We start from the raw sequence: 25,443 nt of genomic DNA on the forward strand, positions 1-25,443 counted from the left end.
CTCATGGAAACTAGTATTTTTTGTATTTTTCGACAGTTCATGTATTAGTGACTCTCGTGTCATTTTCATTTCATCTCAAAATGAGACGACACGATCATGCCGCCGGACGGTAACGGATTGCTGGAACAAGGGGGACACTAAAATGCGTTTCAATGAAATCGGCCAGCAGTTGCGCGCTTACCGGATGGAATCCGGGTTAAAGGCGGAGGAAATTTCCGCCCGCCTGGGTGTCTCGCGGGCAGCGCTTTACCGCTACGAGAAGGGCGAGGTCATCAAGCTCGACACCGTGAACCGCCTCGCGGAGCTGCTGAAAATCTCGCCGCTGACCCTTTTGGGCATTGGTGTCGAGTATTACGCCAAGCCGGTCGGCTACATGGAGCGCATCCGCCAGATCGAGGAGACATCCGACCAGATTTTGCAGGTATTCGGCCCGGTTTGTTACCTGATCTCGTCCGACCAGTACGATTCGACCCTGGCGCAGATGTTCGAGGAGCAGGCCGAAATGCAGGGCGCCGATCGCGCCATTGCGCGCGCCGCCGCCGAACAGCTGTTGAGCGTGATGGTCGCGCGCAAGCGCATGTATGCGGCGCGCAAGCCCTCGATCATCGGGATTCTGCCCCCCGCCTCAATTGAAAAATTCCTCGCCGAGGGGGTCGCTGGCAACATGCAGGTGAGCGAACGGCTGCGCCAGGCCGCGCGCGAGACCGCCGCGCGCGAGATGGAGCAGGTAGCCAATCTGATGGAGAGCGAGCCGATCGGCCTGCAGCTTGGGCTGATGGCGAATGGCGAACCGAACGGGCCGTTCACGCTGCTGCGCTCGCGTGAGCGCGCGACACTCGCAATCAATCCCTTTCCGGCCGATGCGCCGCCGGGCCTGCAATCGGGCGTGGCGATGATCACCGGTGCTGAGGATGCCGTGGCCGCGCACCAGCGCGTGGCCGAGGTTGCCTGGCGTGAGGCTGTGAAGGGTGCGGCCGCCGCCGAGCGGGTGCGCGCCCTTATCGCCGCCGCGCGCGGCTGATGCCGCCGCTGGTCACGGCGGCCTGGCTGGCGGGCGCGCTGGGCAAGCCCGGCGTGCGGGTGCTGGATGCGACCTATTACCTGCCCAATGAGAACAAGGACGCACGCGCGCTGTTCCTGAGCGGGCATATTCCCGGCGCGCGGTTTTTTGACCTTGATGAAGTCTGCGACCATTCCACGCCGCTGCCGCACATGCTGCCGGCACCTGCCGCCTTCGCCGCCGCCATGGCGGGGTTGGGCGTAAGCAGCGCTGACCATGTGGTGGTCTACGATCAACGCGGGCTGTTTTCCGCCGCGCGGCTGTGGTGGATGCTGCGCGTGTTCGGGCATGACAATGTTGCGGTGCTCGATGGCGGGCTGCCCGGCTGGGTGGCTGCGGGCCACCCCGTGGAAACCGGCGAGCCGGCCGCCGCCGCGCCCAGCAATCTTGGCGCCGCCGCGCCGGGTAATTTTGGCGCCACCTACCGGGGCCACATGGTGCGCGGGCTGGATGACATGCGGCGCAACCTGGAAACCAACGAGGCCCTGGTGCTGGATGCCCGCCCCGCCGGGCGCTTTGATGCCTCGGTGCCCGAGCCGCGCCCCGGCATGCGCGGCGGGCATATTCCGGGCGCGAAGTCACTTCCCCTCGCCGCCTTGCTGGAGAACGGATACATGCCGCCGCCCCAGCGCCTGCGCGAGATTTTCGCCGCCGCCGGGGTGGGGCCTGGGCAGGCGGTCATCACCAGCTGCGGCTCGGGCATCACCGCCGCCGTTCTCACCCTGGGGCTGGTGGTTGCGGGCCTGCCGGAAGGCGCGCTTTATGATGGTTCGTGGTCTGAATGGGGCGCACGCGATGACACGCCGGTCGAGGTTTAAATGACGAAGAAAATTGAGACGGCGCTGGTGCATGACGGGCGCAATCCAACCCGCTCCTATGGCTTCGTGAACCCCAAGCTGGTGCGCGGCTCGACAGTGCTCTACCCCGACATGGCAACCAAGCTCGAGACCGGCCGCCATATTCTGGAGCCGGTGGATATTTACGGCCTGTGCGGCAATGAGACGCATTTTGCCCTGGAGAGCATGATCGCGCGGATCGAGGGTGGCACGCATTGCCAGGTCGTCGGCTCGGGGCTGGCCGCCATCACCGTGCCGCTGCTGGCTTATCTGAATGCCGGGGATCATATTTTGGTGCCCGATTCCGTATATGGCCCGACGCGCACCTTCTGCGAGCGCGTGCTGCGGCGCTACGGCGTCAGCACCAGCTATTACGACCCGATGGTTGACGAGGCGGCGGCGCGGGCCATGTTCCAGCCCAATACCCGCGTGCTGTTCACCGAAAGCCCGGGCAGCCACACTTTCGAGGTGCAGGATATTCCAATGCTGGCCCGCGTGGCGCACGCCGCAGGGGCCAAGGTGTTTCTCGACAACACCTGGGGCCTGCACCATTTCCAGCCGTTCACCCATGGGGTGGATGTCTCCATCCAGGCGCTGACTAAATATGCCGGCGGGCATTCGGATATCATCCTCGGCGCGGTGAGCGTGAACACCGATGAAGACTGGCACTGGCTGCGCCTGGGCGCGCTCGAGCTTGGCTCCTACGCCTCGCCCGATGATTGCTGGCTGGCGCTGCGCGGGTTGCGCACGCTGCATGTGCGCCTCAAGGCGCAGGAGGCGGCGGGCCTGCGCGTGGCGCACTGGTTCGCGGCCAGGCCCGAGGTGGCGCGCGTGCTGCACCCCGCCCTGCCCGGCTGCCCGGGGCATGCGTTTTTCAAACGCGATTTCTCCGGCGCCTGCGGGCTGTTCGGCGTGGTGTTCCAGCCCGCCTATTCCGCCGAAGCGGTGGTGGCGATGATCGACGGGTTAAAACTGTTCGGCATCGGCGCAAGCTGGGGCGGGTATGAGAGCCTGGTGCTGCCGACCACGGGGACCATCAAGCGGACCGAGGGAACCGGCAATTTCGAGGGCAAAATGGCGCGCTTCCAGATCGGCCTGGAGAACGTGGATGACCTGATCGAAGATTTGGAGCAGGGGCTGGCGGCGTTGCGGGCCGCATGAGCGGCTTTATTCCGCCGCTGCTCGGCGGGTTTCTGGGCACCATCGCGCTCGCGTTTCTTATAGGGCTGGAGCTGCATGCCTACCGGCGGCGCGGCGAAGGGCTGGCGGCGCCGGTGGCCCTGGGGTTTGGCACCACACGCACCATCACTTTGCTGGCGGCGTTTGGCTATGTGCTGTGGGTGGTGGCGCCGGTGGTGCCCTTCTGCGCCGGGCTGGTGGTGGCGGGCGGGCTGCTGATGCTCGAATACTGGAAGCGCGTGCAGGCGGGCGACCCGGCATTGCTGCCCACGGTGATCGCGCTGCTGGCCTATGCGCTGGGCCCCTTCGTGCTGGTGGCGCCGCTGGCGGTGGCCGCTGTGCTGGTGATCGTGATGTTGCTGGCGCTGGGCGAACAAACCGAGATTCGCAAGCTCTCCGATGCCTTCCCCGCCGAGGAAGGTGTGACGCTGGCGAAGTTCTTCATACTCGCCGGGCTGATATTGCCGCTGCTGCCGCAGGCGGTGATCCCCGGCCTGCCGGGCATTACCTATACCAAGGTGTGGACGGCGGTTCTGGTGATCTCGGGTATCTCCTACCTCGGGTATCTGGCGCATCGTTACATGTTCCCCCGCGCGGGCACGCTGCTCACCGGGCTGCTGGGGGGCATGTATTCCTCCACCGCCGCCACCGTGGTACTGGCACGCGCGGCCCAGGCCGAGCCCGCGCAGGCGGCACTGGCCCCGGCGGCCGTGTTGATCGCCACCGCGATGATGTATGTCCGCCTGATGGTGATAATCCTGCTGCTGGGCCATGCCGATGCCGCCCGCGCCCTGGCCCCGCCGTTTGCCGCACTGTTTGTGCTCTCGCTGGCGATCGCCGGGCTGCTGGCCCGCAGCGCCAAGAACACCCCGGCGCCCGAACACACCGTTATGAGCGCGAACCCGCTGGACCTGCCGGTGGCCTTTCTGTTTGCCCTGCTGTTCGTGGTGTTCGCCGCGGTGACTGATTTCGTGACGCGCAATTTTGGCGTGAACGGGCTGCATGTGCTCAGCTTCGCGGTCGGGTTCTCCGATATCGATCCGTTTATTTTCTCGCTGCTGGATGGAAAATTTCAGGTCAGCCGCGCCGCGATCGTCAGCGCGGTGCTGATCGCCAGCGGCAGCAACAATCTGTTGAAAGCGGGCTACGCGATCGGCTTCTCGCGCAGCAGAAAAATGCTGCCAGCGGCGGCCTGGCTGGCCGGGTCGATGGTTTTATCGCTGGCCTACACGGTGTTTTTGTAGCTCTGGCCATTTTTCTGAGGGCGATTCACGCTTTCGGCTCGCTCGGTCGAACGAACCTCAAACGATCGCGCTCTACACCTTCAGTGATTTCGCGATCAGCCCGATGTGCAGCAGATGCATGGCGATGAAGCTCAGCGAGAGGACCAGCACCGGCAACGGGCCCAGCCCGATGTTACCCAGCAAGGCCGCGGCTGGCAGCAGGACAAATACCGCCAAAATGGGGGTGAGTGAAAGCGCCAGAGCGCGCGGGGCGGTCCAGCCGGGGCTGCCGTCGAGCTGAATCTTCATCGGCAGGCGGTCAACATCACGAAAGCGCTGGTTGGCCAGCAGCGAAATGAAGGCCAGTAGCGCCAGGGTGGCCAGAACGGCGGAGAAGGATTGCAGCATGATCGCTCCGGCGCTTCAGGATGCCTCGCGGTTATAGGCGATGATGGATAGATAGCTGATCGGCTGCGTCAGCAGTTTCTCCGGCCCGTGCGGGGCGGCGGAGTCGAACAGCAGGGCATCTCCGGGGGTGAGATGATACGCCTGGTCGCCGTGGCGGTAGACCACCTCGCCGGTCAGCATATAGATGAACTCCGTGCCCTCGTGCTGAAAAGCCGTGTAGGATGCGGCATCCTTGTGCAGGGTGATGAGATAGGGCTCGACCATCAGCGTGCCGCCCAGCGCAGCGCCGAGCAGGCTGTATTGATGCCCCGCCTTGGTGCCGCGCCGCTCGATGACCACGCCGGTGCCGGCTTTGACAAACGAGCAGTCGCGCTTTTCCTCAAAGGAAGAGAAGAATGTGGTGATCGGCACGTTCAGCGCCGAGGCCAGCGCCTGCAACGTGGCGAGCGAGGGCGAAATCTGCCCGTTCTCGATTTTTGAGAGCATGCCCCCCGAAAGACCGGATGCCGTGGCAAGCTCGGCGACGGTGATGCCTATTCGCCGGCGCAACAGGCGCACCTGCACGCCAATGGCCTGCTCCAGGGTTTTCTCCGACACCGCGGCGGCGGCGGAGCCGGTGGCATAAGTCTCGGCAACCGCAGTTTCCGCGCCGAGCGCTTTTGCCTTGGAGGAGACCGATTCGGAGGGAGCTGCCTTGTGCTTCATGCCCGGGTCTTATGACGTGGAAGTTGAAATTGCCAGCATTCTTTACACTTCAGAGACAAGCGTCGCGCGCGACTCGATACGTTTTGCCGCGGTCAGAGTGTTTCGCAACAGGCAGGCGATGGTCATGGGCCCGACCCCGCCGGGAACGGGGGTGATAATACCCGCAACACCTGCCGCCTCGGCGAAGGCGACATCTCCAACCAGTTTGGTTTTGCCCGGCGCGGCGGCGGGGACGCGGTTGATGCCGACATCGATGACAGTGGCGCCAGGTTTGATCCAATCGCCTTTGATCATCTCAGGCCGGCCGACGGCGGCGATGAGAATATCCGCGCCACGGCAAAGTGTTGGCAGGTCGCGGGTTTTTGAATGCGCGATGGTGACTGTGCAGTTCTGTTGCAGCAAAAGCTGCGCAATGGGCTTGCCTACAAGGTTGGAGCGCCCGATGACCACGGCGTTCAGCCCGGTCATGCCGCCTAGCCGGTCGTGCAGCAGCAGGATGCAGCCGAGCGGCGTGCAGGGCACCAGCCCCGGCAGACCGTTCGCCAGCAGCCCGGCGTTGGTCACGGTCAGGCCATCAACATCCTTGGCGGGAGAAATGGCGGCGATGATCGCATCAGCGTCCAGATGCCTTGGCAGCGGCAGTTGCACGAGAATGCCATGCACGGCGGCATCGGCATTAAGGCTTTGCACCAGCGCTAGAAGCGTTGCCTGGGTGGTCTCCGCGGGCAGGCGGTGCTCGAACGAGCGCATGCCCACTTCCACCGTCTGACGGGCCTTGTTGGCGACATAGACCTTTGAGGCCGGATCATCGCCCACCAGCACCACGGCGAGGCCGGGTTGAAACGAAAGTGCCGCGACTTCGGCCGCAATGCTCGCCCGCAGCGAGGCCGCAAAAGCCTTGCCGTCGATAATATCAGCCAAAATCACGCCTCCTCATCACGCGCCGCGCTCATACTCCCGCAGCCGCGCCCGAGGCAAACCGGCGCTGGATCACCGGCCAGCCGGTAACATCAAGCCCGCTCAGTTGTGCGAACGCCCGCACGTCATCGCCCAGCAGCCCGGCGATGTAGTCCAGATCGGCGGCGTCCGGCTTAAAGGGCGGCGGCGTGAACGCAAGCGGCTGTTCGCGCTTTGGCCCGGTATCCACGAAGGGGCCGATGCCGAGAAAACCGGCGATTTTGCGCAATGTGCCAACATGGTCAAGCAGCAAATCCCGCGAGCGCAGAAACAACACCTGTTCACGCGGAAAATGGCGCAGCGCCCGCCGCACCTGCCCGGCGTAGCAGCCGCGCTCAATGTAGGTGTAGATCCGCTGTTCGCGCGCCAGCGGCGGCAGCTCCGCCAGCCGCGCGCGGCCCGCGCGAATCGCCTCGGAAAACGGCAACGTCTCAAAACCGCGCGCATATTCCATGCACCATTGCGACCATGCGCGCTCGAAGGGGTCACGAAACAGATAAATCAGCCGGGCTTGCGGGTTGTAGGCGTGGATGCGCGCGATGGCGGGCGGCCAGAAGCCGTAGATGGGCGTGATGTCAAACCGCAGCCGCGCGCCGTCACTGGCGGGGAAGAGAGCCTCCAGCGCCGCATAATCGGGCGCGGCCCAATCGCGGGATTCATCGTCGAAGAAATGCAGTTCCTTCTGCACGGGGGCTGAGAGTTCAGGATGTTCGCAGAGGTGGGCATACAGGCTGGTGGTGCCGCCCTTCTGCACGCCGCAGCCAAAGATCGAGACCTTGCCCGGCAAAAATCAGCCGTCGCGGTTGGCGGCGGGCGCCCAGAGGACATCTCCGGCACCCTGACCGTTCTCCACGCGCGAGAGCACGAACAGCAGGTCCGACAGGCGGTTGAGATAGACCAGCACCAGCCGGTTCACGGCCTCATGCGGGCTGGCGAGCAGGTGAACCGTGGCGCGCTCGGCGCGGCGGACCACGGTGCGGGCCTGATGCAAAAACGCCGCCGCGGGCGTGCCGCCGGGCAGGATGAAGGAGTTGAGCGGCGCCAGATCGGCGTTCAGCCGGTCCATCTGGGCTTCCAGCCAGTCCACCTGCGCCTGGGTGATGCGCAGCGGCGGATATTTAGGAGCCTCCTCGATCGGCACGCACAGATCGGCGCCGAGGTCGAACAGATCGTTCTGGATGCGCGCGAGCAGCGTATCGCTCGCCGGGGTGGCGTGCAGCCGGGCGAGGCCGAGCACGGCGTTGGCCTCGTCCACCTCGCCATAAGCGGTGACGCGCAGTGATGATTTGGCCACGCGGGTGCCGTCGCCGAGCGAGGTCTCCCCAGTGTCGCCGCCGCGGGTGTAGATTTTATCGAGTTTGACCATGGCGCCATTCAGCCACGGCCGGGCGGGCCGCGCAACCCGCGTTACGCAACCGGGCTGCCGCGCCGGGGGGCGGCCTCGGCGTGGCGCGCCGGGCGGTAGCAAGGTTGCGGATTGGCCGTGCTCAGCCGGTCCCAGTTGCGCAGGATCAGGTCAATTTTGCTGAATACCACGGCGAGGTCAGCGAATTCGCGTTGCAGCCGCGCCGCCTGGGCCAGGCCACGGTGCGAGGGCTCGCCCGAGAGCAGCCGCGCCCCGGCGGAAACCCGCAACGCGCCCTGCGGCTCCGCGCAGCCGGGCTGCGGCAGCGGCACCGGCTGGCCGATATGGCAGATGCGCGCGGCGATTTTTTGCGCCGCCGGGAACAAGGGGGAAAGGTCGGTGTTCAGCCAGAGATACACATTGCGCGCCTCGGCCGGGGTGAGGCAGCGGCCCGGCGCGTGCGGGGCGCGCAGGGAGAAGGTGAAAATACTGGGCAGAGGCTCCCACGGCTCGGCCTGCGGGCCACGGCAGATTTCCGGGGCGCCGAGCAGGCTGAGCGCGGGCTGGGCGGCCACCGCCGCCTGAACGATCTGGCCAAAGCCCTCCAGAATTTCGGCGCGGCGCGCCGGGGGCACGCGCAGCAGCGCCTGCATCTCAGCCAGGGCCGCGTGCCAGCGCAGGGCAAGCCCATAATTGCCGACCGGGGGCAGGTTGGCGGCGGCGGGGGCGCGCGGGGGGAAGTCGTCACGGCCGAAATAGGCGTCCAGCCCGGCGGGGAGGCGCGCGCTGGCCAGCCGCGCGGCAATGGCCGCTGGCAGCAAGGCGGCGCCGGCGAAGGGAGGGCCTGTGAAGAATTTGGAGCCGGTGATGAGCACCACCGCGCCCAGCGCCAGATAGGCACGCACCGAGGCGGGCGAGAGCCGGGCCTGGCAGGCGTCCACCACAATGTCGAACGCATCGCCATACAGCGCGCGCATCCGCGCCAAAAACGCGGGGCGCGGGGCGAGCAGCCCGGTTTTGGAGAGGTCCAGCACATGCAGGATCACCCGTTGCCCCTGCGCCATGGCGGTTGCCATCACCGCGGCCGTCTCGGCCTCCACCGTCTCCGCCGCGCGCAGGGCGCCGTCAGCCTCGCGCAGGGGGATGTTGGCCAGCGCCGTATCCGCGCGGAAACCGGTGACGGGGGATTGGAAGGTGACATCGTGCCCCAGGGCGGTATCCACCGCGAAATGCAGCCCGCGCGCGGCCATCGGCACCCCGCGCCCGGTTTCCTCCGGCGCGATGAGGATGTTGAGAATCGGCTGCTCAGCGCCCGCCAGATGGGTCAGCGCCAGGGCGAGCAACTCGGTGTCGGTGCCCGAGGCGGCGAGGATGATCTGCTCGGCCGGGTTAAGCCCGAAGACCTGTGAGATGCCGCGGCGCACCGTGCCCAGCGATTGGCGCACCGCGTTGCGGCTGGCGGTGCCGCGCAAGAGCGCCAGGGTGGCGCGCAGGCGGGCGCGGTCAGCCGCGGTGTAGCCGCGCTCGGAGGAGGAGGAGGCGGTGGAAGAGGCGAAGGTGATCGCCCAGGGGCGCGGCCGGTGGCTGCAGCCGTAGCCGTTGAGGGCGCTGCGCGGGTCGCGCGCCAGGCGGATGTCGCCGCCGGTCTCCATCAGCCCCTCGGCGGTGCCAAGCAGCGGCCAGACGCGGCGGATGAGGGCGATCTGCGCCTCGGTGGCAGGGAAATGCGCGGCCAGCACCTCAGCGCCGGGGGCCACATCGCCCGCCATGGGCTGCACCCAGGCGGGCAGCGCGGCGCGCTCGGCGGGAGCCAGCGCCTCGGCCTCGGCCATAATGAACTGAGCAGCGGCGCGGGCGGCGGCGAGCGAGGCCAGGACCGGGGCGATGCCGCGCGCGGTGAACCAGGCACACTCCAGCGCATGGCGCAGATAAAAGCCTGAAAGCCCGGGGTGTTCAGCGGCCTGCGGCGGCAGCGGGATGTTAATTCCCTTGAAAACGTTAAATTCCGGTTGCTGGCGGATCACCCCTGCAAGAAGATCACGCTCAATTTCCAAAAACGCCGCAGCTTGCATTTTCTCACCCGCTCCTGAACAGAGAGGGATTTAGCGTAAAGGCGGCGGAAAAGCCAATTTCATCCTCCAGCCCCCATTTTCAGGCCGGAATCGAGGGATATCCTCTCCGCGCAACGGGCTGGAATGCCCAAAAGAACGCTTAACATTTGCCCCCGTCCCCTCTAAGTCACGGCCAACGATTTCACTAGGAGCAGTATATTGGCGACGATGTATTCCGAGACGGTGCTCACCGTCCGGCACTGGACTGACACGCTCTTCAGCTTCACCGCGACGCGTGACCCCGGCTTTCGCTTCATCAGCGGGCAGTTCACCATGATCGGCCTGAAGATAAACGGCCGCCCGCTGCTGCGCGCCTACTCGATGTGCAACGCCAACCATGAGGAACAGCTTGAATTCTTCTCGATCAAGGTGGCCGACGGCCCGTTGACCTCGCATTTGCAGAAACTCGCCGTCGGCGATGAGGTTCTGGTGGGCGGCAAGCCGACCGGCACGCTGATCCAGGACAATCTGCGCCCCGGCAAAACCCTCTATCTGCTGGGCACCGGCACCGGGCTGGCGCCGTTCGTCAGCATCATCAAAGACCCCGACACCTATGAGCGCTATGAACATGTGGTGCTGGTGCATGGCTGCCGCACCATTCCCGAACTCGGCTACGGCGAGCTGATCGTCAACAATCTGCGCGAACATGAGTTCTTCGGCGAGCTGGTGGCGGACAAGCTGCTCTATTACCCAACCGTGACGCGCGAGCCATTCCGCAACATGGGGCGCATCACCACGCTGCTGGAAACCGGCAAGCTGGAAGCCGACCTCGGCCTGCCGCGCCTGAACAAGGAGACCGACCGCGTGATGCTGTGCGGCAGCCCGCATATGCTGAACGACCTGCACCAGTTCCTGCTGGGCCAGGGCTTCCACGAGGGCAGCCACCACGGCGCGGGCGAATTCGTCATCGAAAAGGCGTTCGTGGAGAAATAGCGCGTCGAGAAATAACGCCAAATGGGCCTGGCTACCGCAAGCCAGGCCCGCGCGCTACACTGCCCCCTGCCTATGCAATGAACACACGCGAAAGGGGCCGGGCATGCGGGTTTTGCTGGTTGAGGACGACCAGATGATCGGCGCCGCGGTCTCGCAGGCCCTGCGGGACGCAGCCTACGCGGTTGACTGGGTGCGCGATGGCGACACCGCCCTGAGCAGCCTGCAAAGCCAGGAATACGGCGTGGTGCTGCTCGATCTGGGCCTGCCCGGCAAGGACGGAACGCAGGTGTTGCGTTCAATCCGCGCGCGGCACAACCCGGTTCCCATTCTCATCGTGACCGCGCGCGACGCCGTGGAAGAGCGTGTCGGCGGCCTTGATGACGGCGCCGACGACTATGTGCTGAAACCATTCGAGATGGCCGAGCTGCTGGCGCGCATGCGCGCGGTCATAAGGCGCAAGGGCGGCGCCGGCGGGCCATTGCTCTCCAACGGCAATTTGGCGCTGAACCCGGCGACACGCGAAATCACCCATGAGGGCATCGCCACGCGCCTCTCCGGCCGCGAATTCGCCCTCATGGAAGCCCTTTTGCTCCGCCCCGGCGCGATCCTCTCGCGCGGCGCGCTGGAGGACCGGCTATATGGCTGGGGCGAGGAGGTGGAGAGCAACGCGGTGGAGTTCCTGATCCACGCGCTGCGCAAAAAGCTGGGCCGCGACGCGATCAAGAACATAAGAGGCGTGGGATGGATGGTCTCCCGGGAAAAATGACGCACTCGCTGCAATTTAGGCTTTCGGCCTCGCTGTCGCTGCTGATTGTTGTGGTCGGGCTCGTCTCTGGTGTCCTCTCCTTCGTTCTGGCGTTTCAGGACGCCATCGAACTGCAGGACGATCAATTGCGCGAGGTCGCGGCGCTGATCTTCCGGCAAAACCTGTCCCAGGCGCTTGTGGCGTCAAACCAGGGGGTGGCGGATATCGACCCCGAAGCGCGGATTATCGTGGAATTGCTGCAAAAATCCGCCCCGCCCGGGGCAAAAGGCCCGCTCGCCGGCCTGCCCGCTGATCTGCCGGACGGGATGCAGACGGCCATTGAGCAGGGCGTTGACTGGCGGGTCTATGTCAGGACATTGGCGTCAGGCACGCGCATCGCCGTCGCGCAGCAAACCGTTGTGCGCGACGAGATCGCCATGGGCAGCGCCATGCGCGGCATCATCCCGTTTCTGGCGCTGATCCCCATCCTCGTGTTCACGCTGGTGGTGCTGATCCAGAAGATGCTGAAGCCGCTCAAAAAGCTCGCGGTGGAGCTGGACCAGCGGGGCGAGGACGATTTGCGGCAAATCCCCGATACGCCGATGCCCTCGGAAATCCGCCCGTTTGCGGTGGCGATAAACCGCCTGCTGGGCCGCGTCGCGCAATCGGTCGCGGTGCAACGCCGCTTCGTGGCGGATGCCGCGCATGAGCTGCGCTCCCCGCTCACCGCTTTATCGCTGCAGGCGGAACAACTGGAGGCAACGGAGCTACCGCCGCCGGCCCGGGAGCGGCTGGCGGCACTTCGCGGCGGCATCATGCGCGCGCGCAACCTGCTGGAGCAGTTGCTCAGCTTCGCCCGCGTGCAGGAGGTCGCCATGACCGCGCCGCAGCCGGTGGCGTTGCTGCCGGTGTTCACCGAGGTTCTGGAAGAGCTGATGCCGCTCGCCGAAACCAAGGCGCTTGACCTCGGCGTTAGCGATGTGCCCGGCAGCCGCGTGCTGGCCGCCAGGCCCGAGTTGAAGACATTGTTCAAAAATCTCGTGGAAAATGCGATTCAACATTCCCCCGTGAACGGGCGGATCGACATTCTGGTCCGCCGGGACCAAGCCCGGACGGTGGTGCGCATTGATGATGAGGGGCCGGGGATCGCGCCGGAATATCATGAGCGGGTATTCGATCCATTCTACCGGGTGCCGGGGAATCAGGCGCTGGGCTCTGGCCTGGGTTTATCCATCGTGAAAACAATCATCAACCGCATCGGCGCGGAGATCACGCTGGCTTATGCCGATCCTGAAACGAAATCCGGCCTGCGCGTCGAGGTGTCTTTCCCGGCGTGAACGGCCCTGCCCCCTTCCTACGGCTGCTTTTTCAGGAACGCGGCGAAGGCTCGCAGGGTGGCGGGGGAAATATGGTGTTCCAACCCCTCGGCATCCTGCTCCGCCGCTTCCGGCGGCACACCGATGGCGGTGAGAACAGCGACCACGAGGCGGTGGCGCGCGCGCGATTTGTTGGCCAGGGTTTCACCTGCGGGCGTGAGGAAGACGCCGCGATAGGGGAGCGAGGTGGCCAGGCCCTCGCGCTTGAGGCGGCCGATGGTTTTAACGACAGTGGCATGGCTGACACCGAGGCGGCGCGCGATGTCAGTCGCGCGGGCCTCGCCGGTGGCGGTGAGCAAATCGTCGATCAGCTCCACATAATCCTCGAGCAAGGCATAGCTCTGCGCCGCGCGGGCCTTGCTGAAACGGCGCGCCTGGGTGGGCTCTGCGGGCATGGGCGGCGGGGTGGAAGATTTCAGCAAGGCGGGCGGTCTCCAGATGGCGCATTGAAGGATGACACGTTGCAGGCAAGCTTGCAAAAAGTGTAGCCAAGGCTACATATTGGAGCAAGATGAACACCAAGACCGAAGCAACCGATCTTTCGCTCTCGGATGTGCATGGCAGCGTGCGCGCGCCCGTTGGCGCGGGTAAATGGCGGCGGTTCATGGCCGCGTTCGGGCCGGGGTATATCATCGCGGTGGGGTATATGGACCCCGGCAACTGGGCGACCGACCTCGCCGCCGGGTCGGCCTATGGCTACGCGCTGCTGGCGGTGGTGCTGCTGGCGAGCGTGATGGCGATGGTGTTGCAGGCGCTGGCGGCGTGGCTGGGGCTGGCGACGGGGCGCGATCTGGCGCAGTTGACGCGCGCGGCCGTTAACCCGTTCTGGGGCGTGGTGATGTGGGTGGCGGCGCAGAGCGCGATCATCGCCTGCGATGTGGCGGAGGTGATCGGCGGGGCCATCGCGCTCAACCTGCTGTTTCATATTCCGCTGCTGCTGGGCGCGGTTTTGACCATCGGCGATGCGTTTGTGGTGCTGATGCTGCTGCGCTCGGGGATGCGGCTGCTGGAGGCGGCGGTGATCGGGCTATGTACGGTGATCGCGGTGGCGCTGTTTACGGAAATTTTATTGGCGCATGCGGCGCTGACGCCCATTCTGGCGGGGCTGGCGCCGCATATGGCGCTGCTGAGCAATCCGGGGATGCTCTATATCGGCGTGGGGATCATCGGCGCCACGGTGATGCCGCATAATTTATATCTGCATTCGGCGCTGGTGCAGACGCGCCATGTGCATGAGGGCGAAAAGGCGCGGCGCAGCGCGATTTTTTGGGCACTGGTGGATAGCTGCGCGGCCCTGGTGTTCGCGTTTCTGGTGAACGCGGCGATTTTGGTGATGGCCGGCAGCGTGTTCCACGCGCATGGGGAAACCAATGTGCAGGATTTGGGGCGGGCGTTCGCGCTGCTCTCGCCGATTTTGGGCAACCGGGCGGCGGCGATTATTTTCGCGGTCGCGCTGCTGGGTTCGGGGATTAACGCCACGGTGACCGGCACGCTGGCCGGGCAAGTGGTGATGGAAGGGTTTTTGCGCATGCGCATGCCCGTGGCGGTGCGCCGGTTGCTCACGCGCGGGCTGGCAGTGGTGCCCGTGGTTGGGGTGCTGGTGCTGGCCGGGCCGGCGGCGGTGAACCGTCTGCTGGTGCTGAGTCAGGTTATTCTCTCATTGCAGCTGCCGTTTGCGATGCTGCCGCTGATGTTTTTCGCGGTGCGGCTAAAAGTGCTCCGCCCGCCGGTATGGCTGCGCGGGGCGGGATGGGTGGTGACCGGGCTGATCCTGCTGTTCAACTTTGCGTTGCTATGGAGCCTCATTTAAGGGCAGCATGCCCCCTTGCGCCGGTTGCCGCGGCGCACAATTTGGATATAGTCGAAACAGCCGGTGCCGCGCGCCACGCAGGTACCGGTAAACTTTATGCTTTTAGGATAACCCGACTCAATCATCGTCCGCAGGACGACAAAAACAAAGGATAACCGACGTGGCCAACGATAAGTCTCAGAACGTACAGGACGTGTTCCTCAATCATGTCCGCAAGAGCAAGACACCCGTAACGGTGTTTCTTGTGAATGGCGTTAAATTACAGGGTGTTATCACCTGGTTTGATAATTTCTCCGTGCTGCTGCGCCGCGATGGGCATACCCAGCTTGTGTATAAGCACGCGATCAGCACCGTGATGCCGGGTGCGCCGATCATGCTCTTTGACGCCTCCAAGGCCGAGGGCGCGGCGCCGCCGGTTGATACCACGGGAACGCTGAAGCTGAACCGCGCGGCCGAACCGCAGTACGACCCGGACATGGACAACTGACCTCGCGCGAAGATGGCGGGACACCCGCCCGGCAGATGAAAGAGACGGCGCCGCCTCCCAAACGGGCGGCCATACTCCTCCCCTGGGATAAATCCGTTGCCCGGTTGAGCGCGGCCTCGCGCTCGGCGGAGGCGCGTCTGGCCGAGGCCGTGGGGCTGGCGGCGAGCATCGGCCTCGTGGTGGTGCATGAACATGTGTTCGTCACCCGCAGCGTTACGCCCGCAACCTTGTTCGGCAAGGGGCAGGTGGAAATGGCCCGCGCCGCCTTGGCGGAGGCGCAGGTTGACGTGGCGGTGGTGGATGCCAGCCTGACCCCGGTGCAGCAGCGCAACCTGGAGACCGCCTGGGGCGTGAAGGTGATCGACCGGACGGGGCTGATCCTGGATATTTTTGGCGCCCGGGCGCGCACCCGTGAGGGCGCGTTGCAGGTGGAGCTGGCGCATCTGGAGTATCAGCGCTCGCGGCTGGTGCGTTCGTGGACCCATCTGGAGCGCCAGCGCGGCGGCTTTGGGTTTTTAGGCGGGCCGGGGGAGACGCAGATCGAGGCGGACCGGCGCTTGATCGGCGATAGGATCACGCGGCTGCGGCTGGAGCTTGAGGATGTGCGCCGCACGCGCGGGCTGCACCGGGGGGCGCGCAAGAAGGTGCCCTACCCTGTGGTCGCGCTGGTGGGCTATACCAATGCCGGAAAATCAACGCTTTTTAATGCGCTGACCGGAGCTGAGGTGATGGCGGAGGACCAGCTTTTCGCCACGCTCGACCCAACGATGCGCGGGGTTGCGCTGCCCTCCGGCCGGCAGATCATTCTCTCCGATACCGTGGGCTTCATCTCCGACCTGCCGACCGAGCTGGTGGCGGCGTTCCGCGCCACGCTGGAGGAGGTGGCGGAAGCCGATGTGTTGCTGCATGTGCGCGACGTGGCGCACCCCGACGCGGCGGCGCAGGCGGCGGATGTGCGCGCGGTGCTCAACCGCATGGCCAAGGATGGCACGCTGGATGAGAATTGGCAGGACCGCACGCTGGAAGTTCTGAACAAGGCGGATCTGCTGGGTGGCGTGGAGCGTGTGATCCAGGGCGAGGGCATCGCGGTCTCGGCCCTCACCGGCGAAGGGCTGGAGCGCCTGCGCGCTGAGATCGACGCGCGGCTGGCGGCACGGATGGAGGTGCTGGTGGCGGAAATTCCGGTTGCCGACGGCGCGAAAATTGCCTGGCTGTATCGCAACGGCGAGGTGCTGGCGCGTGAGGACGGCGAGGAAATGGTGAAGCTGCGTGTGCGCATGACCGCCACCGGCAAAGCGCGGTTCGAGCGGCTGTGATCGAGGAGGTGATCCGCCTGCTGCGCGAGGTGTCGCGCACTGAGATCATGCCGCGCTTCAAGCATCTGGTCGAAGGCGATGTGCGGACCAAATCCGGCCCGCTGGACCCGGTGACGGTGGCCGATGAGGCGGCCGAACGGGCGCTGGATGCGGGGTTGCGGGCACTCTTTCCGGGCGATGACGTGCTGGGCGAAGAGGCGGCTTCGGCCGATGAGTCGCTGCTGGGGCGCCTGGCGCGGCCGGGGCGGGTTTGGATTATCGACCCGATTGACGGCACCGCGAATTTTGCCGCCGAGCTGCCGCTGTTTGGCGTTATGGCGGCGCTGGTGGAGGAAGACCGGATTTTAGCCGGGTTCATCCATGATCCGGTGAGCGATGATACCGCGGTCGCGACGCTGGGTGGCGGCGCCTGGATGGTGGCGGCCGATGGCGCGCGGCGGCGGCTGCGGGTGGCGGCGCCGGTTCCCGTGGCGCGGATGACCGGCTCAATGTCCTGGCGGTATATGGAAGAGCCATTGCGCAGCCATGTGCTCCACCGGCTGGACCGGATGGCGGCGGTGACCGATTATCGCTGCGCCGCGCATCAATACCGCATGCTGGCCGCCGGGCATTGCCACGCGCAGATGTTCCGCAAGCTGCTGCCCTGGGACCATGCGGCGGGGTTTTTATTGCACCAGGAGGCTGGCGGCTATGGGCGGCGGTTTGATGGCTCGGCCTACACCCCCTCGGTCACCGGCGGCGGGCTGCTGCTGACACCCGATGCGGCAAGCTGGAAGGAACTGGCCGAGGCTTTGCTGCGATGAGCGCAGGGGGGCGCAAGGCGGTGCTGGTGCTGGGGATGCATCGCAGCGGCACATCGGCGCTGGCCAGATTGTTGAACCTGTGCGGCGCGGCGTTGCCGGAGGGGCTGGTTGAGGCGGCGGCGGATGTGAATGCCGCCGGATTCTGGGAAGCGCGGGCGCTGCTGGCGCTGCATGATGAGATTTTGGAAGCGGCGGGCGGCTCCTGGCATGATCTGCGGGCGCTGGATGCGGGCTGGTTCGCCGGTGCGCCGGCGCGGGCCTTTCGCGCGCGGCTGGGCGCATTGCTGGCCAGCGAATATGGCAAAGCGCCACTGCTGCTGGTGAAAGACCCCAGGTTGTGCCGGTTGCTGCCGCTGTGGCGCCCGGTGCTGGCGGAGCTGGGCATTGAGCCGCTGGTGGTGCTGGCGGTGCGCCATCCGCTGGAGGTCGCCGCCTCGCTGCGCGCGCGCGACGGGTTTGGCGAAGGCAAGGCGCTGTTGCTGTGGCTGCGCCATGTGCTGGCCGCCGAGCATGCCAGCCGGGGCATGAGGCGCGCGTTCGTGACCTATGAGCAGATGTTGGCCGATGCGCCGGGCACGGTTGAGCGGCTGGGCCGGGAGCTGGAGTTGGACTGGCCCCGCCCGCCAGAGACCGTGGCGGCGGAAATGGCGGCGTTTTTATCCCCTGCCCTGCGTCACCATGAATGTGATGCGGACGAGGTGCTGGGAAACTCGGCTGTACCCTGGGAAGTGCGCGAGGCGTATCGCTGGCACATAGCGGCGGCGGCCGGTGAGGCGCCCGGTGATGGGCTGGATGCGATCGCAGCTGATCTGGCCGTGGCGGAGCCGCTGTTTGGCGGTGCGCTGGCGGCGCTGGAGGATGCGGCACGCACCCGCGCGGCGGAGCTGCGGCACTGGATTGGTTCAGCCGTGGAACGCTATGAGGCAATTGTGACATTGCGGGCGTATATCGAGCATCAGCAGCGGGAAATTGATGCGCTGGCGGCGCATGCGCGGGCGATTGAGAGCAGCCGCATGTGGCGGGCGCTGGCGCCGGTGCGCGGGGTGGTGCGGCGGTTGCGCGGACGGGGGGAAGTGGCTTGAGGCTTTTCAGGCGGGGTGTGCTGGCCGGGCTGGCCGGGCTGGCGCTGAGCCGGGCCGCGCGGGCGGCCGGGCCGCTGCGCATTGTGGCGGCGGAGAATATGTATGGGGATATCGCCGCGCAGATAAGCGGCGGGCTGGCGCGCGTGACCAGCATACTGAAGAACCCGAACGAAGATCCGCATATGTTCTCGGCCAGCCCCTCGGTGGCGCGCGAACTGGCGGCGGCGGATGTCGTCATTGTCAACGGCGCCGATTATGACCCCTGGATGGCCCCCCTGCTGGCGGCCTCCGCGGCGCCGGGGCGGGTGGTGATAAATGTCGCGGCGCTGCTGGGGCGCAAGCCGGGGGATAATCCGCATCTGTGGTACGACCCGGCGGCGGCGCCGGCACTCATCGCGCGGCTGGTGGCGGTGCTGGCGGCGAAGGATGCTGCCAATGCCTCGGTGTATCAGCGCAATGGCGCCGGGTTGCTGGCCGCGCTGGCGCCGGTTTATGCGCGCGTGGCGGCGCTGCGTGCGAAATACGCCGGGACGCCGGTAAGCGCGACCGAGCCGGTGTTCGGGCTGATGGCGCGGGCGCTGGGGCTGGTGATGCGCAACCAGGATTTTCAGCGCGCGGTGATGAACGGCACGGAACCCGCACCTTCTGACGTGGGGGCGTTCGAGGATGATCTGCGGCTGCGGCGGGTGCGGGTGTTGTTCTATAACGCGCAGGTCACGGATGACCTGACCGCCTCGCTGCTGGCGCTGGCGCGGCGCTCCGGCGTGCCGGTGGTGGGGGTGAGCGAAACCGAGCCAGCGGGGGTGAATTATCAGGCCTGGCTGGCCAGTGGACTGGACGCGGCGGATAAGGCACTGGGTGGCTGATGATTTCACTGCAAAATGTCACCATCACGCGCGGCGGGCAGGATGTGTTGCGCGACATATCGCTGACGTTTCGCGACAGCGAATTTGTCGGCGTGCTGGGGCCGAACGGGGCCGGGAAAACCACGCTGTTCCGCGCGATTCTGGGGCTGCAGCCGCTCAGTGCCGGGCGCATTGAGGTGTTCGGCGCCCCGGCGCGGCGGGGGAACCAGGATATCGGCTATATGCCGCAGACGCGCAGCACCCTGCCCGCCTCCAACATCTGTGGGTTCGATGTTTTGGCCAATGCCGCGCGCGGACATGAGTTTGGCTTGCCGCTGAGCAGCCGGCGGCTGCGCGAAGAGGTGATGGCGGCGCTGGAGGATGTGGACGGGGTGGAGCTGGCGGCGCGGCCGCTGGCGCGGCTCTCCGGCGGGCAGCGGCAGCGCCTGTTGCTGGCCGCCGCCCTGTTGGGGGCACCGAAGCTGCTGCTGCTGGATGAGCCGCTGATCAGCCTGGACCCGGCGGCCCAGGCGGCGATGATCGCGCTGATCGCACGGCTGCGGCGCACGCGCGATCTGACCGTATTATTCGCCGCGCACGATATAAATCCGCTGCTCGGCAGCATGGACCGTGTGCTCTATCTCTCCGGCGGGCATGCCGCGCTGGGCACGGTGGACGAGGTGATCACCAGCGAGGGGCTTTCGAAGCTCTATGGCTCCGAAATTGAGGTGCTGCGCGCGGGGGGGCGGATTTTCGTCCTCTCCGACCGGCCCGATGCCCACCATGCGTGCGACCATGCTTGATTACGATTTCATGCGCCATGCGTTTCTCGCAGCCGGAATTGTGGCCGTGCTGGCGGGGTTTGTCGGCTATTTTCTGGTGCTGCGGGGGCAGGCATTCGCCGGGCATGCGCTGAGCCACGTCGGCTTTGCCGGGGCCACGGGGGCGGTGCTGCTCGGGGTGTCCCCACTGGCGGGGATGCTGGGGGTGACGGTGCTGGGCGGCGTGCTGATGGGCGCGCTGGGGGAAAAGCTGGCCGAGCGCGATATCGCCATCGGGGTGATTTTAACCATGTCGCTCGGGCTGGGGCTGTTGTTCCTGCATTTTTTCACCAGCTATGCGACCGCTGCGACGGCGCTGCTGTTTGGCGATGTGCTGGGGGTGGATCTGCCGACGATCTATGCGCTGCTGGGTCTGGCGGCGCTCTCGCTGGGGATATTGGGGGTGATTGCACGCCCGTTGCTGTTTGCCAGCCTTAACCCGGAGCTGGCGGAGGCAAAGGGGGTTTCGCTGCGCGGGCTGGGGCTGGTGTTTCTGGGGATCGTGGGGCTGACCACGGCGGCCAGCGCGCAGATTGTGGGCGTGTTGCTGGTGTTCGCGCTCATGGTTGGCCCGGCGGCGACGGCGCAGCGGCTGAGCACGCGGCTGGCGCCCGGGCTGGGGCTGGCGGCGGGGATTGCGCTGGCCGAGGCATGGGCGGGGATCGCGCTCAGCTATTACACAGACTGGCCGGCGAGCTTCTGGATTTCAGCGCTCAGCGGCGGGATGTATCTGTTGAGTCTGGCCCGCCGCAGATAGTTAATTCCGGTCTCCCATCAGGCAGCCCGGAAACTCACATTCGCGCCAAATCGCTCCAATCTATCCGAGCAGACCGCGCAGTTCTTCAAGCGCGGCGAGCGTTTCACTGAGCAGGGCGCGCAAACGCTGGTTTTCCTGGGTGACAGATGCATCGCTGACGGGGGCTGGCGCCGGGGCGTGCGGGAGCACCTCGAGCGGCTCGATCTCCGGCTCAGCCTCAGGCTCCGGCAGCAGCCCGGGCATCGGCAGTTGCGGGATGATTTGCGGCGCGGCGGCCTTTTTGGCTGTCACCGGCGCGGGTACGGGAACCACGCCGCGCACGGCCTCGGCCTCGGCCGCCAGGCGTTCTTCCTGCGAGGCGGGGGGGATGTTCTCATGCAGGGCGCCGCCGCCTTCACGCAGCAGGCGCTGCACACCCTTGATGGTATACCCCTGGGTATAGAGCAGATCGGCGACACGGCGGAGCAGCAGAACATCCTCGGGGCGGTAATAACGCCGCCCGCCGCCGCGCTTGAGCGGGCGCACCTGCGGAAACTTGGTCTCCCAGAAGCGCAGCACATGCTGCGGCACATGAAGCTCGTCGGCTACCTCACTGATGGTACGGAATGCATCAGCGGTTTTGCGCGGCCGCACCCGCCCAGACTCGGCGGCGGCTTCCGGCAATGCATCGTCATCTTCGGGATAATCTTCATCCACCATGCGAACCATCAATTATTCCGTTACTGCCCAACCGACGGGCGGGGCGGGGCATTTACCGCGTCCCGCAGCATCTGGCTGGGGCGGAAAACAAGCACACGGCGCGGCAAAATCGGAACCTCGACGCCGGTTTTCGGGTTGCGGCCCACGCGGCGGCCCTTCTGACGGACTGAAAATGTACCGAACCCGCTAATTTTAACGGATTTTCCCGATGTCAGCGCGTCCGCCATGCGGGTCAGTGTCAATTCCAGCAAATCAGCCGATTCGTTACGCGACAGACCAACGGCGGCATAGATCGCCTCGGTGAGTTGCGCGCGCGTCAATGTGTTCATTTTACAAGATTAGCACGCGTTCGCGCGTGGTCAACAATTGGTTTTAACTTTCCGTCATAAACGGAGAAGCGCAGAACCCCATGTCAAGCCACCACCGAGCGCTTCCAGCAGAACCAGCTGCCCGGGCTTGATCCGCCCGTCGTTGATCGCCTGCGCCAGCGCCAGCGGGATGCTGGCCGCCGAGGTGTTGGCGTGCTGGTCAACGGTGACCACCACCCGCTCCTGCGGCATGCCCAGCTTGCGGCCCACACCATCAATAATCCGGCGGTTGGCCTGATGCGGCACCAGCCAGTCAATATCCTTTGATGTTATGCCGTTAGCCGTTAAAGCTTCGTTAACGGCTGAAGCCAGCAGGGTAACCGCATGGCGGAAAACCTCGCGGCCATTCATCACCAGATGGCCCGGTTTATCGGGTTGGCCGACCGCGCCGTCGACATAGAGAATATCAGCCAGCGTACCATCGGAATGCAGATGGGTGGAGAGAATGCCGGGGCCATCCGCCGCCACATCGCGCGCGCTGAGCAGCACGGCGCCGGCGCCATCGCCGAATAATACGCAGGTGCCACGGTCGGCAAAGTTCAGAATCCGGGAATAAACTTCCGAGCCGATCACGAGAATGTGATCCGCCTGGCCGGAGCGGATCATGCCGTCGGCGATGCCGAGGCCATAAATAAAGCCGGAGCAGGCTGCCGCAATGTCAAACCCGAACGCATTTTTGGCGCCCAGCATCCCCTGCACATGCACGGCGGTTGAGGGAAATGCCTGGTCAGGCGTGGAGGTCGCGAGGATGATGGCGCCAACATCCTCAGGCGCCACGCCAGCCGTCGCCAGAGCCCCGCGCGCGGCGGCGGCGCCCATGAAGGCGCAGGTTTCATGCCGGCCGGCAAAATGGCGCTGGCGGATGCCGGTACGCTCCACGATCCACTCGTCGGAGGTGTCCACGCGCTCCGCCATTTCGGCGTTGGAGACGATTTTTTCCGGCAAATAGGTGCCGATGCCAGCCAGGATCGCGCGGCGGCGCAAGGGTTCAGACATCGGGGCTGCCGGCCTGCTCGGTGGCGAGAATCGCGCTGTCCATCGCAGCCAGCCCTTCGGCGATGCGGCTGTTGAAGTCGTTGGTTATCATATCCATCGCCACATCCACCGCATGCGCAAATCCTTCAGCATCCGTTCCGCCGTGGGATTTCACCACAACGCCGTTTAATCCCAGCAGCACCGCGCCGTTATAGCGGCGGGGGTCGAGCAACTCGCGCAGGCGCCTGAGGGCGCCCCGGGCCAGCATGTAACCGGCTTTGGCCAGCGGGCCGGAGGTGAACACCCGCTTGAGCAGGTCGCCAACCAGCTTGAAGGCGCCCTCCCCGGTTTTCAGCGCGACGTTGCCGGTGAAACCATCGGTGACGATAACATTCACAGTGCCCGCGGTGATGTCATGGCCTTCGATGAAGCCGTGAAACTGCGCGCCGATCGGGCTTTCGCGCAATGTGGCGGCGGCGGCGCGGAGGATGTCGTTCCCCTTGCCTTCCTCGGAGCCGACATTGAGCAGGCCGATGGTAGGTGCTGGCAGGCCCAGCACGATTTTGGCGAACATCTCACCCATCAGGGCGAATTCAACCAGATTGCGGGAGTCGCAGACCACGTTGAGGCCGAGATCAAGCATCACCACATCGCCCTTGGCCGAGGGGGCGGTAGCCGCCATCGCCGGGCGGTCGATGCCTTGCATGGTCTTGAGGACAATTTTGGACAGGGCGAGCAGCGCCCCTGTGTTGCCTGCCGAGATCACCCCGGCGGCCTCGTTATGGTGCACGGCATCGATCGCGCGGCGCATCGAGGAGTCGCGCATGCGCAACGCCACGGTGGGCTTCATATCCCCGGTGACGATGGCGCCGGCATGGTGCAGCGTGCTCTGGGCCTTGAGCCGCCTGGTTTTGGCAACCAGCGGCGCCAGCACCGCCTCGTCGCCAAACAACAGGAAGCGGGCCAGCGGATGCCGTACAGAGGCAATTTCGAGCCCGGCGATAATCGCCTCGGGCGCGTGATCCCCCCCCATGGCATCCACAGCCAGTATGTTGCTCCGGCTCATTGCATACCCTTGGGGGAGTTTCCTGTTGCCGATTTTACCGAAAGGAAGGCGCTAGACGCGAACGACGCCCTTGGCGGTCTTGCCGGAGGCAACGACTTCACGGTTATCGTAATGGCCGCAATGGGCGCAGACATGGTGCGGGCGCTTGAGTTCACCGCAGTTGCCGCATTCCGCATGCGCTTCCGCGCGCAGGGCCAGATGGCTGCGGCGCATGCCGGCGCGCGAGGGGGAGGTTTTACGTTTAGGAACGGCCATAGCTGCTGCAACCTTAAAAAATACGGTAAAGAGGAACGAGAGGCGCGGCGTAGCAGAGGCGCCGCCGTGTCGCAAGTCATAGATGCCACGCGAAGCCGGAAGGGCTGGCGCCGGGCCTAATTATTTAAGTATCCAAGCCGCCTTTACGGGCCTTGAGCACGGCAAACGGGTTCTCCGGCTCGCCTGTGAACTCATCCGGGAGGGTGGCGCCGGGCTTGCGCGGATAGGGATCGAGCGCCAGGGCGAGCTGTTCGGCCAGGGCCTCACCGAGGTCGAGCAGGTCGGCTGTGTAGGGGATTTCGTCAGGGCCTTCGAGGGTTTCCGGGTCCAGCTCCACCCCCTCTGACTCCGGCAGGCTTTGCGCCGGGACGAATCGCAGCTCACATTCCTCGTCGATGCGGGCATCGAAAGGCTCCAGCGTGAGGACGCAGGTTTGCGTGACCTTGGCCTGCATGCGCAGGCGCGCCGCGATAACCCCGGCGCGCTCATGGCGCAGCGTGAACTCGCCCCGCAGCAGGGCGATGCCCGGCAGGCTGAAGCGTGACGCCAGCTCACCGCGCGTGGCCTCGTCAGCCAGCAGTATATGTTCCTGCGTGGCGTCTTTAATGTGTGAGGCCCTGATGGGCCGGTGAAAATTCTGTTCCATGCCCTAGATATAGACTGACTGCATTGACACGGAAGCCCCTGCCGTGAGACCCAACCGCCTGAGATACCCTCTCCAAGCTCTTTAAGGACCTTAAGCGTGCGCCCTGCCCCGCTGACATTAACGACCCTGCTCTGCGCGATGCTGGCCTTGCCGGGCTGCGCCGTGTTTTCGGATGCGCCGCACTACCGTGGTATCGCCGTGTCGCAGCACGATCTGAACGAGCTGACGCCTGGCATTTCCAGCCAGACCGATGCGCAGGCGCTCCTGGGGCCGCCAACCTTCGTCGAACAGTTCGACAACAACAACTGGGACTATGTCAGCCAGGTCACGAAAATCCGCATCGGCCAGACCGAAGGGGTCAAGCAACAGCATGTCGTGGTGCTGAGCTTTGATAATAACGGCATTTTACAGGGCGTTTCGCAAAAAGACCTGAAAGACGGCGTGCGTGTGGCCATGGATGGCGCGCAGACGCCGGTGCCGGGCGGCAAGCCCGGATTCTTGCGCCAGCTGATCGGCGGGGTCGGCAGCTATAACCCGCTGGGAAGCGCCTCGGACACCAGCAGCGCCCGATCGAGCGCCAGTGGGCTTGGCGGCGCCGGTGCTGGCGCCCCCGGCAGCAGCAGCGGATTCTAGCC

The 25,443-nt window shown here is 65.5% G+C and carries 29 protein-coding genes; 16 read left to right on the top strand and 13 right to left on the bottom strand.

What is annotated here, in order from left to right; translation table 11 throughout:
- Positions 1 to 142: 142 nt before the first annotated feature.
- Genes QQJ84_RS02280 through QQJ84_RS02295 form a run of 4 tightly spaced genes read left to right on the top strand, consistent with a single transcriptional unit; the run spans position 143 to position 4,319 of the window.
- Positions 143 to 1,021: a helix-turn-helix domain-containing protein gene (locus tag QQJ84_RS02280; RefSeq protein WP_284256311.1), complete on the top strand. Its 879-nt coding sequence runs from the start codon at positions 143 to 145 to the stop codon at positions 1,019 to 1,021.
- The gene (sseA, locus tag QQJ84_RS02285; RefSeq protein WP_284256313.1) at positions 1,021 to 1,878 is read left to right on the top strand and encodes a 3-mercaptopyruvate sulfurtransferase; all 858 of its coding nucleotides are present in this window, start codon (positions 1,021 to 1,023) and stop codon (positions 1,876 to 1,878) included. Before QQJ84_RS02280 ends, sseA begins: the two co-directional genes overlap by 1 nt.
- On the top strand, positions 1,879 to 3,057 hold the full coding sequence (gene metC / locus QQJ84_RS02290; protein ID WP_284256315.1) for a cystathionine beta-lyase: 1,179 nt from the start codon (positions 1,879 to 1,881) through the stop codon (positions 3,055 to 3,057).
- Positions 3,054 to 4,319, top strand: a complete 1,266-nt coding sequence (locus tag QQJ84_RS02295; RefSeq protein WP_284256316.1) for an MgtC/SapB family protein — start codon at positions 3,054 to 3,056, stop codon at positions 4,317 to 4,319. The genes metC and QQJ84_RS02295 overlap by 4 nt, the downstream gene beginning before the upstream one ends.
- A 72-nt stretch (positions 4,320 to 4,391) precedes the next feature.
- Here the strand turns inward: QQJ84_RS02295 and QQJ84_RS02300 are convergent, their stop codons facing one another.
- The 6 genes from QQJ84_RS02300 to QQJ84_RS02325 are packed head-to-tail and all read right to left on the bottom strand — an operon-like array spanning position 4,392 to position 9,785.
- The gene (locus QQJ84_RS02300) at positions 4,392 to 4,706 is read right to left on the bottom strand and encodes a hypothetical protein (RefSeq protein WP_284256318.1); all 315 of its coding nucleotides are present in this window, start codon (positions 4,704 to 4,706) and stop codon (positions 4,392 to 4,394) included.
- Between the two features lie 15 nt (positions 4,707 to 4,721).
- The gene (locus QQJ84_RS02305; protein WP_284256320.1) at positions 4,722 to 5,411 is read right to left on the bottom strand and encodes a helix-turn-helix domain-containing protein; all 690 of its coding nucleotides are present in this window, start codon (positions 5,409 to 5,411) and stop codon (positions 4,722 to 4,724) included.
- Positions 5,412 to 5,453: 42 nt separating this feature from the next.
- Positions 5,454 to 6,332 carry a bifunctional methylenetetrahydrofolate dehydrogenase/methenyltetrahydrofolate cyclohydrolase FolD gene (folD, locus tag QQJ84_RS02310; RefSeq protein ID WP_284256321.1) on the bottom strand — a complete coding sequence of 293 codons (879 nt, stop codon included), beginning with the start codon at positions 6,330 to 6,332 and terminating at the stop codon, positions 5,454 to 5,456.
- A gap of 28 nt (positions 6,333 to 6,360) precedes the next feature.
- Entirely contained in the window at positions 6,361 to 7,155 is a 795-nt protein-coding gene (locus QQJ84_RS02315; protein WP_284256322.1) for a sulfotransferase family protein, read from the bottom strand.
- 3 nt (positions 7,156 to 7,158) lie between these two features.
- On the bottom strand, positions 7,159 to 7,734 hold the full coding sequence (locus tag QQJ84_RS02320) for a cob(I)yrinic acid a,c-diamide adenosyltransferase (protein WP_284256324.1): 576 nt from the start codon (positions 7,732 to 7,734) through the stop codon (positions 7,159 to 7,161).
- Between the two features lie 41 nt (positions 7,735 to 7,775).
- Positions 7,776 to 9,785, bottom strand: coding sequence for a hypothetical protein (locus QQJ84_RS02325; RefSeq protein WP_284256325.1), 2,010 nt, complete (start codon positions 9,783 to 9,785; stop codon positions 7,776 to 7,778).
- Positions 9,786 to 9,992: 207 nt separating this feature from the next.
- Here QQJ84_RS02325 and QQJ84_RS02330 point away from each other — a divergent pair, with 207 nt between their 5' ends.
- The 3 genes from QQJ84_RS02330 to QQJ84_RS02340 all read left to right on the top strand — a co-directional run bounded on the left by QQJ84_RS02330 (position 9,993) and on the right by QQJ84_RS02340 (position 12,839).
- Positions 9,993 to 10,757, top strand: a complete 765-nt coding sequence (locus QQJ84_RS02330) for a ferredoxin--NADP reductase (protein ID WP_408861716.1) — start codon at positions 9,993 to 9,995, stop codon at positions 10,755 to 10,757.
- Positions 10,758 to 10,860: 103 nt separating this feature from the next.
- Positions 10,861 to 11,523: a response regulator gene (locus QQJ84_RS02335; protein WP_284256327.1), complete on the top strand. Its 663-nt coding sequence runs from the start codon at positions 10,861 to 10,863 to the stop codon at positions 11,521 to 11,523.
- Entirely contained in the window at positions 11,520 to 12,839 is a 1,320-nt protein-coding gene (locus tag QQJ84_RS02340; protein WP_284256328.1) for an ATP-binding protein, read from the top strand. Before QQJ84_RS02335 ends, QQJ84_RS02340 begins: the two co-directional genes overlap by 4 nt.
- A 17-nt stretch (positions 12,840 to 12,856) precedes the next feature.
- On the opposite strand, the gene mntR is transcribed toward QQJ84_RS02340, so the two are convergent.
- Entirely contained in the window at positions 12,857 to 13,273 is a 417-nt protein-coding gene (gene mntR / locus QQJ84_RS02345; protein WP_284256599.1) for a manganese-binding transcriptional regulator MntR, read from the bottom strand.
- Between the two features lie 116 nt (positions 13,274 to 13,389).
- Between mntR and QQJ84_RS02350 the strand changes: the two genes are divergently transcribed.
- The 8 genes from QQJ84_RS02350 to QQJ84_RS02385 all read left to right on the top strand — a co-directional run bounded on the left by QQJ84_RS02350 (position 13,390) and on the right by QQJ84_RS02385 (position 20,799).
- Positions 13,390 to 14,688, top strand: coding sequence for an Nramp family divalent metal transporter (locus QQJ84_RS02350; RefSeq protein WP_284256329.1), 1,299 nt, complete (start codon positions 13,390 to 13,392; stop codon positions 14,686 to 14,688).
- 160 nt (positions 14,689 to 14,848) lie between these two features.
- On the top strand, positions 14,849 to 15,175 hold the full coding sequence (gene hfq, locus QQJ84_RS02355) for an RNA chaperone Hfq (RefSeq protein ID WP_284256330.1): 327 nt from the start codon (positions 14,849 to 14,851) through the stop codon (positions 15,173 to 15,175).
- Between the two features lie 35 nt (positions 15,176 to 15,210).
- On the top strand, positions 15,211 to 16,491 hold the full coding sequence (gene hflX / locus QQJ84_RS02360) for a GTPase HflX (RefSeq protein WP_284256331.1): 1,281 nt from the start codon (positions 15,211 to 15,213) through the stop codon (positions 16,489 to 16,491).
- Positions 16,488 to 17,294: an inositol monophosphatase family protein gene (locus QQJ84_RS02365; protein ID WP_408861671.1), complete on the top strand. Its 807-nt coding sequence runs from the start codon at positions 16,488 to 16,490 to the stop codon at positions 17,292 to 17,294. Before hflX ends, QQJ84_RS02365 begins: the two co-directional genes overlap by 4 nt.
- Positions 17,291 to 18,376: a sulfotransferase family protein gene (locus QQJ84_RS02370; RefSeq protein ID WP_284256332.1), complete on the top strand. Its 1,086-nt coding sequence runs from the start codon at positions 17,291 to 17,293 to the stop codon at positions 18,374 to 18,376. Before QQJ84_RS02365 ends, QQJ84_RS02370 begins: the two co-directional genes overlap by 4 nt.
- On the top strand, positions 18,373 to 19,242 hold the full coding sequence (locus QQJ84_RS02375; RefSeq protein WP_284256333.1) for a metal ABC transporter solute-binding protein, Zn/Mn family: 870 nt from the start codon (positions 18,373 to 18,375) through the stop codon (positions 19,240 to 19,242). Before QQJ84_RS02370 ends, QQJ84_RS02375 begins: the two co-directional genes overlap by 4 nt.
- Positions 19,242 to 20,024, top strand: a complete 783-nt coding sequence (locus QQJ84_RS02380; protein ID WP_284256337.1) for a metal ABC transporter ATP-binding protein — start codon at positions 19,242 to 19,244, stop codon at positions 20,022 to 20,024. Before QQJ84_RS02375 ends, QQJ84_RS02380 begins: the two co-directional genes overlap by 1 nt.
- Complete coding sequence (locus tag QQJ84_RS02385; RefSeq protein ID WP_284256338.1) at positions 20,017 to 20,799, top strand: metal ABC transporter permease; 783 nt, start codon at positions 20,017 to 20,019, stop codon at positions 20,797 to 20,799. Before QQJ84_RS02380 ends, QQJ84_RS02385 begins: the two co-directional genes overlap by 8 nt.
- Before the next feature lie 60 nt (positions 20,800 to 20,859).
- On the opposite strand, the gene QQJ84_RS02390 is transcribed toward QQJ84_RS02385, so the two are convergent.
- The 6 genes from QQJ84_RS02390 to QQJ84_RS02415 form a co-directional block, all read right to left on the bottom strand.
- Entirely contained in the window at positions 20,860 to 21,507 is a 648-nt protein-coding gene (locus QQJ84_RS02390; RefSeq protein WP_456304804.1) for a MerR family transcriptional regulator, read from the bottom strand.
- Positions 21,508 to 21,518: 11 nt separating this feature from the next.
- Positions 21,519 to 21,827, bottom strand: a complete 309-nt coding sequence (locus QQJ84_RS02395; protein WP_284256339.1) for an integration host factor subunit alpha — start codon at positions 21,825 to 21,827, stop codon at positions 21,519 to 21,521.
- Positions 21,828 to 21,881: 54 nt separating this feature from the next.
- Positions 21,882 to 22,862 carry a beta-ketoacyl-ACP synthase III gene (locus tag QQJ84_RS02400; protein WP_284256340.1) on the bottom strand — a complete coding sequence of 327 codons (981 nt, stop codon included), beginning with the start codon at positions 22,860 to 22,862 and terminating at the stop codon, positions 21,882 to 21,884.
- A complete protein-coding gene (gene plsX, locus QQJ84_RS02405; protein ID WP_284256341.1) occupies positions 22,855 to 23,907 on the bottom strand; it encodes a phosphate acyltransferase PlsX in 1,053 nt (350 codons plus the stop codon). Before plsX ends, QQJ84_RS02400 begins: the two co-directional genes overlap by 8 nt.
- Before the next feature lie 51 nt (positions 23,908 to 23,958).
- Positions 23,959 to 24,162 (bottom strand): 50S ribosomal protein L32, encoded by a 204-nt coding sequence (rpmF, locus tag QQJ84_RS02410; protein ID WP_284256342.1) that lies wholly within the window; start codon positions 24,160 to 24,162, stop codon positions 23,959 to 23,961.
- 124 nt (positions 24,163 to 24,286) lie between these two features.
- The gene (locus QQJ84_RS02415) at positions 24,287 to 24,808 is read right to left on the bottom strand and encodes a YceD family protein (RefSeq protein WP_284256343.1); all 522 of its coding nucleotides are present in this window, start codon (positions 24,806 to 24,808) and stop codon (positions 24,287 to 24,289) included.
- 96 nt (positions 24,809 to 24,904) lie between these two features.
- On the opposite strand from QQJ84_RS02415, the gene QQJ84_RS02420 reads away from it, so the two are divergent.
- Positions 24,905 to 25,441 carry an outer membrane protein assembly factor BamE gene (locus QQJ84_RS02420; RefSeq protein ID WP_284256345.1) on the top strand — a complete coding sequence of 179 codons (537 nt, stop codon included), beginning with the start codon at positions 24,905 to 24,907 and terminating at the stop codon, positions 25,439 to 25,441.
- Positions 25,442 to 25,443 lie beyond the last annotated feature (2 nt).

This window comes from Acidocella aquatica (assembly GCF_030160635.1).
Lineage (GTDB): Bacteria > Pseudomonadota > Alphaproteobacteria > Acetobacterales > Acetobacteraceae > Acidocella > Acidocella aquatica.